The organism is Boseongicola sp., assembly GCF_057460485.1.
Genome location: NZ_JBVCWP010000117.1, coordinates 1 through 11473 on the forward strand (window position 1 = coordinate 1; position 11473 = coordinate 11473).

The following is an 11473-nucleotide window of genomic DNA, read 5'->3' on the forward strand; positions in this document are numbered from 1 at the left end:
ATGGGGATCGGCTGATTTCACGGCTTTGCTCCAGACAGAAAAGTCAGGATACATCCCACGCACCGTTTCCGGCCCTGCAAGGGCGTCCTTCGCGAGATAGATGCGTCCGCCAGCGTCTACCGTGGCGGCTTCTAGTTCGCCGATAAGGCGGGCGGCGGCACTTCGGTTCGGAAAATCGACCGCCAGTGTATAACCCTCCATCGGGAAGGACATATAGCCGGCGCGGCCGGCTCCCATGCGTTTCAAGACAGCCAAGGGCGAGGCCAGTCCTGATCCCGCGATCCGCTCGAGCATTGCGCGAAGGGCGTCCGCGGCCTCGATTGGAACGACGCATTGGAATTGATGAAACCCGGTTTTGCCATAAAGACGGTTCCAGTCATGGACTTTATCGAGCGGGAAAAAGAAGTCGTCAATCGGTTTGACCACTGTGCGCCCCTTGTCAGGGACACGCCGCCAGTATGCGGCATTGAACATCCGAATGACTGAAGGCGCGAGGGCAAACCCCGGCGCATCAACCGGAATACGTTTGCCGCGCTTGGCGGCGGGCACCAGTCCAGCCCCGGTTTCGGCTTCTTCCAGAATGCCACGTCCCAGCTGATCGCCGCGCGCCGTCGCATCAATCCAACCTACGGTATATGTGGCCTCCGAGGCGTCCAGCAGGGCCAGAAATTCATCCCAGCCTTCGACCCGACGCTCGGTTACGATCATGACATCGCCTTTGGCACGCAACATCTGCAGGCGCGCTGAAACAATCGGCCCGGTTTGCCCCAGCCCACCAATCGTTGCCTTATACAGGGTCATGTTCTTTTTTAATGTCAGGACCTTGGGACCATTGGGCGTCATAAGAGTAATTTCCGTCACATGGACCCCAAAGGATCCTGCACCGTGGTGGTTCTTGCCGTGGACATCCATTGCGATGGCGCCGCCAACAGTGGCAAGTCCAGTCCCCGGCATCACCGGGGGCAGCCAGCCTTTTGGCGCAAAAATTTTCAGAAGCTGGCCGATTTGTGCGCCCGCTTCGACATGAAGCGCACCGGTTTGCGGATCAAAATCAAGGACTCGGTCCAACCGTGTCATGTCGATCATGCGACCACCGTCGTTGAGGCAGGCATCGCCGTAGCTGCGACGCATGCCAAGCGCGGGAGCAGGCGTCGCCTTCACCAGCGCCGCCAGAGCAGTTGTGCGTTCTGGCCGGGCAAGTTGCCCGGTCGCGCTGTGAACGCGACCCCAGCCGGTATAGTCCGTTGTTTTCCAGGTCATATTGTGCTCATTTTCGAGCGTCGTTCCGCCAAAGGGAAGACGAGAAGGCCGATTGCGATGGCAAACCAGAGTGTGGTTAAGCGGATGATAAGTGTGGCAGGCAGGGCAATTTCAATCGGAACACCGTAGCCCAGTAAAAGGGCAACCATTGCGACTTCCGCGCCGCCAAGACCGCCGGGTGCACCTGTCAGGCCACCGGCAAGCGTCGCAAAGATAAAGATGCCGACAGCGCTCCAGAAGCCAACCTCTGCTCCCATCCAAACCAGCAAAAGATGAAAGGCCCAGCCTTCCGCCAGCCAACCGATCACGCCAAGCGCGCCGGCGGCCACAAGCACAGTGGGGCCCTGGAAGGCTGATAGTGATTTCGAAGCGCGGCGGACACGCGCAAACAGGCGTGGAAAGCGGCGTGCGCTTGCCAAATGCGCAGTGTCACCAGCCATTCGCATCAGTCGCGGGCGTGTGGCGACAAAGGCTGCGATCAGCGCAAGAATTGCAACCGGCGCTCCGCCGACGACGCCGGTCGTTGAAAACGCAAGGGCGAGCGCAAGAAGGATTGCCATCGCGGCGAGATCTGATGAGCGATCAACCAGCACCAAGGGCGCAGTTCGATCAAAGGCCCACCCGGATTCGCGTTGAAGCCAGCGCATACGGACAAGCTCACCGATCCGGCCGGGCGTCACGGACATGGCGAAGCCACCAAGGAAATGGCGCAGATTCTGCCCCAATTGCGTTGGAAGCCCAAGTCGGTTCGCAAAGAGATGCCAGCGGACGCCGCGAAGGCCGTAATTAACAAGGCTAAGCGCCAAAAGAGCAATGATTTCAGCTACCGAGAGGCCACGCAAAGCGGCCATGGTGTCTTCCCATCCCGTTGCAACTGCAAGGCCCACAAGACCCGCCAGTACCAAAAAGACCAGCCCGCCAAGCAACACATAGTCACGCCAGCGGCGCGATGGGGGCGCTGGGTTGGATGCGCGAGGTGGGTGTGAAAGACTGCTCATTGCCATTGCCTGTCGATTAGCAACAGATCTAGGCAACAATATGAAGCTGTTTCGAATTTATAAACAGTTATTCGGCGTTTTAGCCCAGCATAGGTTCGAAGCTGCGGTTATACGCTGAACGCGTCTGCCCATTGCGGGTGGCTGGCGTGTGGCGCATTCACAAAATGGCAGAGAGGGATAACCCTCAAGCCATCGGCTATTGCGTTTGCAACCCGTGTTTCAACAAGCTTTACGCCTGCGCCAGTGCCGAAAAATGCTTTCGGACAGCGGTATGATCCGCGCTGACTTAGGCGTGGCAATAAAAAACGTCAGATCAGCCTCAGAGTCGCCCTGAACCCGCAAAGAGCGCCCCTTAGAGACGCTGATTTCTTTGTGAATTTGGCCAGTCCCTAAAGAATAGTTCCGGCCGTTGCCGCGCGCATTTCCGCCTCGGTCACGCCGTCGGCAAGCTCAACAATTTTGAGACCACCCTCAACCACATCAAGGACGCCGAGGTTGGTGATAATCATATCCACAACCCCCTTGCCGGTCAGTGGCAAGGTGCATTCTTTCAGAATCTTGGAATCGCCGTGCTTGCTGGTGTGATCCATCACCACGATCACACGCCCGACTCCGGCCACGAGATCCATCGCGCCGCCCATGCCTTTGACCAGTTTGCCGGGGATCATCCAATTTGCGAGGTCGCCGTTTTCCGCAACTTCCATCGCGCCAAGAATAGCCGCGGCAATCTTGCCGCCCCGGATCATGCCGAAGGACTGCGCACTGTCGAAGTACGCCGTGCGGTCTAGTTCGGTAATCGTCTGTTTACCCGCATTGATCAGGTCAGGATCTTCGTCGCCCTCAAACGGAAACGGACCCATACCCAACATGCCGTTCTCGGATTGAAGCGTGATGTCCTTGTCGCCGACATAATTCGCCACAAGCGTCGGAATTCCGATGCCAAGGTTCACATACATGCCGTCTTCAAGTTCGTTCGCCGCGCGCGCGGCCATCTGATTGCGATCCCAGCCTTTTGCGTCATTGGGCATTATGCGTCCTCCGGCTTGCGTGTTGCCCCGTCAGGGCGCGGTCTTGTCGTGCGCTGTTCAATGCGTTTTTCGTGATCGCCCTGAATGAGGCGGCTGACATAGATGCCGGGCAAGTGGATGTTGTCAGGGTCGAGACTGCCAACTGGCACAATCTCTTCGACTTCAGCCACACAAATTTTACCACACATGGCAGCCGGTGGGTTGAAGTTCCGGGCAGTCTTGCGAAACACAAGGTTGCCGGTTTCATCGGCTTTCCACGCTTTGATGATGGAAAGATCGGCGAAGATGCCTTCTTCGAGAATATAGGTTTCGCCGTTGAAGTCTTTGTGTTCTTTGCCGTCGGCGATGACCGTGCCGACGCCTGTTTTGGTGTAAAAACCCGGGATGCCGCAGCCAGCAGCGCGCATGCGTTCGGCCAAGGTGCCTTGCGGATTGAACTCAAGTTCTAACTCGCCAGAAAGATACTGCCGCATAAATTCTGCGTTCTCGCCGACGTAGGACGAGATCATCTTTTTGACCTGCTTGGTCTGCAACAAGATGCCGATACCAAAGTCATCTACGCCCGCGTTATTGGACGCAAACGTCAGGTTTTTAACGCCGCTTTCTTTGATTGCTTGCAAGAGAAGCTCGGGGATGCCGCAAAGACCAAATCCGCCGGCTGCAATGAGCATATCATCGCGCAAGACGTCCTCCAGGGCCATTGTGGCATTGGGAAAGACTTTTTTCATGCGCGATCTCCTCTGTATCTGTCGCGAGAGGGTTTGACGCTAGGTCTGCTCAAAGTCAATCGCCGCAGTGCAGCGCTATCAGGACGCTTTCTTCTTGCGGGCCGGCTTTTTCTTGCCCTTGCTGCCGGCTTTTTCGTTGATCAGTTCCACAGCCATCTCAATTGTAAGGGCCTCGGGATCGGTGTCCTTGGGCAGGGTCGCATTGACCTTTTCCCATTTCACGTATGGTCCGTACTTTCCGTCCATGATGGCAATCGGACCGCCGCTTTCGGGATGTTCGCCCAGATCTTTCAATGTTTTAGCCGCCCCGCGCGCGCCCCGTGACGCCAGCTTTGCCGCGATCAGTTCGACAGCACGGTTCATCCCAACGCTCCAGACCTCGTCAATGCTTTCCAGGTTGGCGTTGACGCCGCCGCGATCGGACGTGCTTTCGGCGTATTTCAGATAGGGGCCATAGCGCCCGATATTCGACCAGATCGGCACACCGTCTTCTGGGTGCGGTCCGATTTTTCTCGGCAGCGACAGAAGTTTAAGGGCCTGTTCGAGTTCAACATCCTCAGGCGGCCAATCCTTGGGGATCGACTGACGAGGTGGTTTCTTGTTCTCCTCGGTCAGTTCACCGCGCTGGACGTAGGGGCCAAAACGGCCTTTGTGGACCCAGATGTTGTCGCCAGCATCCTCGCCGAGCATTTTGCCCTCGGGCGGGATTGAGCTTTCGGGTTCAGACCCCGGAGGACCGAAGGCACGTGTGTAGCGGCATTCGGGGTAGTTCGAGCAGCCAATGAAAGCGCCGCCGGATCGAGCCGTGCGCATCGAAAGACGTCCCAAGCCGCAGTTCGGGCAAAGCCGCGGATCGCCGCCTTCTTCTGTCGGCGGGAAAAGGTGTGGTTCGAGAACCTCATTTATCTTTTCAAGGACTTCGGTGATCCGAAGATCGGCTGTTTCTTCAATTGCAGCTTTGAAATCACGCCAGAACCGCGCCAGGACATCCTGCCATTCGCGGCTGCCAGCTGTGATATCGTCAAGCTCTTCTTCAAGGTTCGCGGTAAACTCGTAGCCGACGTAACGGCTGAAATAATTCTCGAGGAAGGCAATGACGAGACGGCCTTTGTCTTCGGGGAAAAGGCGGTTCTTGTCTTTGTGGACGTAGCCACGATCCTGAATTGTTGTGACGATCGAGGCATAGGTCGACGGGCGACCGATGCCTAGTTCTTCCATCCGTTTGACCAGCGTGGCTTCTGTGTAGCGCGGCGGCGGTTGGGTGAAATGCTGCTCGGGCGAGACGGATTTCTTATCGGTCTTTTCGCCGTCCATGATCTGTGGCAACCGTTTGTCATCGTCGTCGACAACATCGTCGCGGCCTTCTTCATAGACGCGGATGAAGCCGTCAAACAGCATGACCTGACCGGTCGCGCGCAGTTCAATTTGCCCATCGCGGCTGGCGATATCGACCGTTGTTCGTTCCATTCGTGCGGCGGCCATCTGGCTCGCGAGCGTGCGTTTCCAGATCAGGTCATAGAGTTTTTTCTGGTCCGCGTCGCGTAAATCCAAGCTCTCAGCGTCGGCTGTCATCTCCGCCGGGCGGATACATTCGTGCGCTTCCTGAGCGTTCTTTGCCTTGTTTTTATAGACACGCGGGCTGTCGGGGACGTATTGGGCGTTGTAACGGTTCTTGATTGCATCACGAGCAGCGGCAACCGCTTCGGGGGCCATGTCGATGCCGTCAGTCCGCATATAAGTGATGTGTCCGGCCTCATAGAGCCGTTGGGCGACCTGCATCGTCTGTCGCGCACCAAAGCCGAACTTGCGGCTAGCTTCCTGTTGCAGGGTCGAGGTCATGAAGGGTGGCGACGGATTGCGCGAGGCGGGTTTGGCCTCGACGGATTTGACGGTCAGGTCGCGGCTCTCGATGGCTTGTACGGCAAGTTCGGCTGCGGTGCTGTTTGAAATGTCGAACTTGTCGAGCTTCTTGCCACCAAGGACCGTGAGACGCGCTTCAAATTCTTGTCCGCGCGGCGTGGCGAGCAGTGATTTGACGGTCCAGTATTCCTGAGCGTGAAACTTTTCGATCTCCATCTCGCGCTCGACGATGAGGCGCAAGCAAACCGACTGAACACGACCTGCAGATTTGGCGCCGGGCAGTTTGCGCCACAGCACGGGCGAAAGGTTGAAGCCAACGAGGTAGTCCAGCGCACGGCGGGCGAGGTAGGCCTCGACCAGATCGATGTCTACTTCGCGTGGGTTCTGCATCGCCTCGGTGACGGCAGATTTAGTGATCGCATTGAAGACGACGCGACTGACGGGCGTGTCTTTTTTGATGGCTTTGCGGGCGCGGAGCGCCTCCTCAAGGTGCCAGCTGATCGCCTCGCCTTCGCGGTCGGGGTCAGTTGCGAGGATCAGCACTGGGTCGTCTTTCAGGGCGTCTACAATCGCTTTGATGTGCTTCTTCGAATCGGAAGCGATCTCCCATTTCATCAAAAACGCGTTGTCTGGATCGACGGAACCATCCTTGGGCGGCAAGTCGCGAACGTGGCCGTAACTGGCCAGAACGGTGTAATCAGAGCCGAGATATTTGTTTATTGTCTTGGCTTTAGCCGGAGATTCGACAACGACGACGGGCATGAAAAACCTTTCAAAGAAACCGGGGGTCTTGGCGGCGGAACATGTGGGCGCGGATCTGAACTTGTCAACGGCGCATGTCGTCCGGGGGGGTAAGTGATGCTTGGATGCGCCGCCTTTGCGGTCATTTCATCCCTCTCAACATCCCACCAGCATCCCGTTGGAGAGCGCCTTGGATTTCCAGGATAGCGATTACCGGGAGGAGACCATCGACGCTGAGGTTCAGGTCTCGGATCACTTGATCTTTGAGGACTGGGGAAGGGCTGAGACGATCTAGTATTTGCTGGCGCAGGCCAAGGGTCGCAGGCTTGGTGCGGTCGGGCTGCTCTTGAAGGCGCAAAGCGTGGCTGGCGGGCCGGTTCCGGACGTTCGAGCGCTTCGAGGATGTCTTTGGCGGATCGCTCCAGAGCGGCGCCGTCTCGGATCAGCATATTGCAGCCAGAGGCGTGGGCGTCGAAGGGATGGCCGGGAACCGCGAGGACATCGCGGCCTGGATCAAGGGCTATCCGTGCGGCGATGAGGCTGCCGGATTTTGCGGCGGCCTCAAAGACGATAACGGCTTGGGCAAGGCCTGAAACAATGGGCGGTTGCAGCGTGGGAAACGCCGCGCGTGGGGCGTTTGGTGAATGGGTGTCTCGCTGATGTGTATGCCCTCTTCTTCAATCTCTTGAGCTATGACGACGTTTCCTTGGGGAATACCACGTCGACGCCGCGTGCGAGGCCGGAAACGATACCTGAGCCCCGCAGGGCCGAGATCAGCGGCGGGTCGGGGATGTTGGCTAGGCGTGCCGGGTAGGCCGGCAAACCGATGGCGACAGGAGGCGCGCCGCTTCAACAGCCTTTGTCCCGTTCGTGTTGAATATCGCCCGCCTTTGCGGCGTGATAATTGGTGAGACCGGCGTCACATGGAATTTCAAGAGGCGCGGCGATGTGGCCGCAAAGACGTTCGCCGTTAATACACCGGAAAAATGCGCGAAAAGGCGACGTCGGTATGACGTTGGCAATGCCTCCGTGCAGGCGCACGGCGAACCGCATCGTCAACCCAATACTCGGTGACTGGCTTGCGATAGAGAAAAGACCGAAGGGCATGTTTGTGGCAACCGATGGCGCCGTGTAAATTTCGCCTGAGATATCGCGAAGCCGAACGCATAAGGTTCTTTCACCCTACGGAGAATCTCACCGGTCTCCTGCCCGGCTTCAGTTTGGCCCGGTGTTAAAAGGAGCGCGCGCCATTTCTGACCTTATCCAGATCATTCACAGTTCGCAGCCCTTTGGTTACGCTGCGCATTCTCTTGGCGGTATCTTGCTTGACGCCCGTCGATGCAATACGCGCAACGACATAACCGGCGCGCTTGTTTGCCGACACGACATCTATCTGCAATTGCTGGAGCGGCCCGCGGACAAGGTGCAGGCGGCCTTTGAGCGTATCTTGCGCGACGACCGACATATTGACATGACCAAGCTGATGTCAGAGCCGGTGACCGAACGCCTTTTCGCAGATTGGGCCATGTTGCACGACCCGGCGAAAACCGTGGTCTGGAGCGAAGCGGACATTTCGGAAGCTGTGCTTGATCGTGCCACACCCGCAGAAGTGAAATCCGTGTTTGAGAAGCTTGCGGTGAAGGTGCGCGACGCAGCGTTGTCCGCGTAAGGTCAACCAATCTGAAAACGCGGGCTTTGAGTGTGCAGGGCAGAGGGCTCTACCCTCACCCGGGATTTTCTGACCCAAAGACTAGGCGAGCGTGAGGCGAAGGTGGAAGCCAGTTTTGCGCGGACGAGCGACCCCTGACCACGGGAAACATTTGCTAAAATCATCGTTCCAAACAGAAGGGATCGCAGGGCCCTGCGAGAATTAGGGAAGCCGCTCCGCCTGTGATATGGATCTCAGAAAGGGAGGACGAAGCATGGCTTTGGACAATGAAGACGACACGGATTTTGTGAAGTTCTGGAACTCGGTTCTGGAACCAAAATTCACAAAATATAGGCACATCTTACAGGGCGGGCTGTCACGCCATTCCGCTGCAGTAATTCCGAATTTGCCCATCAAAAAAGGGATGTCAGTGCTCGACGTCGGCTGCGGCTGGGGAGATATGTCGCTGCAAGTTGTCGAGATGGTCGGCTCCACTGGGCGCGTCGTTGGTATCGATTGCGTCGATGCTTTCCTGGAACAAGCGCGCGAAGACGCTGCTGCACAGGGTCACACGAACGCCGAGTTTCGCCGTGGGGATGCAGAGATCGCGCTGCCCGAAAACGAATTTGACTACGTGGTCGCGCGGTTCGGAACCATGTTCTTTACGAACCCCGTTCCAGCATTGCGGCGCATGCGTCTGGCGCTCAAGCCAGGCGGACAGATGACACATATCGTCTGGCGTCGTCGCGAAGAAAACCCGGCCTGGCAGGCAGCAAAGGACATCGCCCTTCGCCATCTCCCGCCTCCGGGCGAAGACGCAGACTCGTGTGGACCCGGCCCATTCTCAATGGGCAATCAGGAAACGACGGGCTTAATGATGAAAAGCGCTGGCTATGAGGACGTTACTTTCACCCGCGTGGACGAAAAGATTATGGTCGGCACAACCCCGGAAGAATGCATCGCATTCGCGTTGGCAATCGGTCCAGCCGGCGAAGTCTTCCGCGAGGCCGGAGAGGCGCTTGCCGAGGCCAAGCGCCCCGAAATCGAACGCGAGATGCGCACTTTCTTTGAGGGTCTGGAACGGGACGGGAATGGTATCTGGGCGCCGACGTCCTCTTGGGTGATCTCCGCACGCAATCCCACTTGAGCATCAAATTGATACGACGCCGCACCGGCGGCCTTGTTTGAGGTCGCAAAAGGAGGACACAGATCGGCTTTGGACCCTCTGCGGACATCCGATTTCTTGGACGCCTTTTCTTTTTAGGCCGCCGAGCCACCCACGGTCAGACCGCCGATCAAAAGCGTTGGCTGCCCGACGCCAACCGGCACCCATTGCCCGTTTTTGCCGCAGTTTCCCACACCAGGGTCGAGTTTCATGTCGTTGCCAATGGCGCGGATTTGCTTGAGGGCGGTGGCGCCATCTCCGATCAGGGTGGCACCTTTAACGGGGGCTCCGACCTTGCCGTTTTTCACCCTGTAGGCTTCCGTGCAGGAGAAGACGAATTTGCCCGACGTGATGTCGACCTGACCGCCGCCGAAGCCGATGGCGTAGATGCCGTCTTTTACATCCGCGACGATATCTTCGGGGTTTGCGTCGCCCGACAGCATGTAGGTGTTGGTCATGCGGGGCATGGGCGCGTGGGCATAGCTTTCGCGGCGTCCGTTGCCGGTGGCGGCCACCCCCATGAGGCGGGCGTTTTGGCGGTCCTGCATGTAGCCGACAAGGACGCCATCTTCGATCAGGGTGTTTTTTGCGCCGGGCGTGCCTTCGTCGTCAACGGTGATCGAGCCGCGACGGTCGGGGATGGTGCCGTCATCAAGGACGGTGACGCCTTTGGAGGCGATTTGTTTGCCCATGAGGTCGGAAAACGCGGAAGAGCCTTTGCGGTTGAAGTCGCCTTCAAGGCCGTGGCCGATGGCTTCGTGCAACAGGATGCCGGGCCATCCGGGGCCCAGTGCGACGTCCATGACGCCTGCCGGGGCGGGAACGGCCTCGAGGTTGACGAGAGCGATACGCAGGGCTTCTCGGGCGGTGGATTTCCAGTGGTCCGGGTCGATGAGGCCGGTCAGCGCGTAACGCCCGCCGCTGCCGGAATTGCCGCTTTCGCGACGGCCATTTTCCTCGACGATGATCGACACGTTGAGGCGGGTCATCGGGCGGGTATCGGTGACGGAGTGGCCTTCGGGGCGGAGAATCACCACTTCCTGAATGGAGGCAGCAAGGGCTGCGGAGACCTGAATGACGCGTTTATCCAAGGCGCGGGCATAGGCGTCGATTTCACAAAGTGTTTCGATCTTGACGGGAAATTCCGCATCCGCCATCGGATCCGTGTCACCGTAGAGCTTTTGATTTGTCGCGTGCGGGGCCTCAGCGAGGGTGCCGCCGCCGTCTCCGACAGCCAGACGCGCGGTATCGACGGCGCGCTTCAGGGCGTGTTCGGTGATCTCGGTAGAGTGAGCATATCCAGCGGTTTCGCCCTTTACAGCGCGCAAACCAAAGCCTTGTCCTGCGTCATAACTGGCGTTTTTGAGCCGTCCATCGTCGAAGGACAACATTTCCGAGCGGCGGCGTTCCAGGAACAATTCGCCGTCATCAGCCCCTGCGACAGCCTTGCGCAACATTGCAAGCGCGCGGGCCTCGTTAAGCAGAGTCTCGAATGGGCGGAAGGGGGCTGTCTCGGCCATTTTTTATCCTTTTCGCGGGGGCACAGGCGGCTGAATGCCGCAACTCAGTGTCTTGTTCCCTAGGGCCTAATATGATTTCTAAGGCGCCAAGAACAACAGTGCCGCGTGAGGTTTCTTGCGCGGCAAGGGAACACCAACAAAAACAGGACCATCTTCGACATGCGTCTTTCGACCTTTCTTACCGGACTGGGCGCCACTTTTGGCGCGGCAGGCTCCGCTCTCGCTCAGGACCTTCAGATCATTGGCCAGCCCACGGACGGCTTGATGGGCTTTCAGCCCCAAGCCACTGGCATCATGCAGGATCTGGTTTGGCTGGATAACTTCTTGCTGGTGATCATTTCGATCATCACGCTCTTTGTTGTGGGACTTTTGCTGTATGTGATTTTACGCTTCAACAAGCGCGTCCATCCTGAGCCAAAAACATTCACTCACAACACGCCGATCGAAGTTGCATGGACAGTCGTGCCGATTGTGATTCTCGTCTTCATCGGGGCGTTCTCGCTACCGGTTCTGTTTAAAGAGCAG

At 57.9% G+C, this 11473-nt stretch carries 11 protein-coding genes and 1 pseudogene; 3 read left to right on the top strand and 9 right to left on the bottom strand.

The window, feature by feature from the left end:
- From AC221Y_RS13605 to AC221Y_RS13640, 8 genes and pseudogenes are all read right to left on the bottom strand, one after another.
- Positions 1-1260: FAD-binding protein (locus AC221Y_RS13605; protein WP_486707526.1), on the bottom strand; the 1260-nt coding region annotated here is incomplete at its 3' end.
- A complete protein-coding gene (locus tag AC221Y_RS13610) occupies positions 1257-2258 on the bottom strand; it encodes a lysylphosphatidylglycerol synthase transmembrane domain-containing protein (RefSeq protein WP_486707527.1) in 1002 nt (333 codons plus the stop codon). The genes AC221Y_RS13610 and AC221Y_RS13605, both read right to left, overlap by 4 nt.
- A 107-nt stretch (positions 2259-2365) precedes the next feature.
- On the bottom strand, positions 2366-2557 hold the full coding sequence (locus AC221Y_RS13615) for an N-acetyltransferase (protein WP_486707528.1): 192 nt from the start codon (positions 2555-2557) through the stop codon (positions 2366-2368).
- Positions 2558-2647: 90 nt separating this feature from the next.
- Complete coding sequence (locus tag AC221Y_RS13620) at positions 2648-3286, bottom strand: 3-oxoacid CoA-transferase subunit B (RefSeq protein WP_299757804.1); 639 nt, start codon at positions 3284-3286, stop codon at positions 2648-2650.
- A complete protein-coding gene (locus AC221Y_RS13625) occupies positions 3286-4014 on the bottom strand; it encodes a CoA transferase subunit A (RefSeq protein ID WP_486707529.1) in 729 nt (242 codons plus the stop codon). Before AC221Y_RS13625 ends, AC221Y_RS13620 begins: the two co-directional genes overlap by 1 nt.
- A gap of 78 nt (positions 4015-4092) precedes the next feature.
- Positions 4093-6636: a type I DNA topoisomerase gene (gene topA, locus AC221Y_RS13630; RefSeq protein WP_486707530.1), complete on the bottom strand. Its 2544-nt coding sequence runs from the start codon at positions 6634-6636 to the stop codon at positions 4093-4095.
- A 121-nt stretch (positions 6637-6757) separates the two neighbouring features.
- A complete protein-coding gene (locus AC221Y_RS13635; RefSeq protein ID WP_486707531.1) occupies positions 6758-6973 on the bottom strand; it encodes a DprA-like winged helix domain-containing protein in 216 nt (71 codons plus the stop codon).
- Between the two features lie 91 nt (positions 6974-7064).
- Positions 7065-7226 (bottom strand): annotated as a pseudogene (locus AC221Y_RS13640) (DNA-processing protein DprA); the annotation flags it as partial.
- Positions 7227-7843: 617 nt separating this feature from the next.
- Here AC221Y_RS13640 and AC221Y_RS13645 point away from each other — a divergent pair.
- Together AC221Y_RS13645 and AC221Y_RS13650 are read left to right on the top strand one after the other, a co-directional pair.
- The gene (locus AC221Y_RS13645) at positions 7844-8284 is read left to right on the top strand and encodes a BLUF domain-containing protein (RefSeq protein WP_486707532.1); all 441 of its coding nucleotides are present in this window, start codon (positions 7844-7846) and stop codon (positions 8282-8284) included.
- Between the two features lie 253 nt (positions 8285-8537).
- Positions 8538-9410, top strand: a complete 873-nt coding sequence (locus AC221Y_RS13650) for a class I SAM-dependent methyltransferase (protein ID WP_299756227.1) — start codon at positions 8538-8540, stop codon at positions 9408-9410.
- A gap of 113 nt (positions 9411-9523) precedes the next feature.
- On the opposite strand, the gene tldD is transcribed toward AC221Y_RS13650, so the two are convergent.
- Positions 9524-10948, bottom strand: a complete 1425-nt coding sequence (gene tldD, locus AC221Y_RS13655; protein WP_299756225.1) for a metalloprotease TldD — start codon at positions 10946-10948, stop codon at positions 9524-9526.
- Between the two features lie 159 nt (positions 10949-11107).
- Here tldD and AC221Y_RS13660 point away from each other — a divergent pair.
- Positions 11108-11473 (top strand): cytochrome c oxidase subunit II transmembrane domain-containing protein (locus AC221Y_RS13660; RefSeq protein WP_486707533.1); only part of this gene is annotated, 366 nt, incomplete at its 3' end.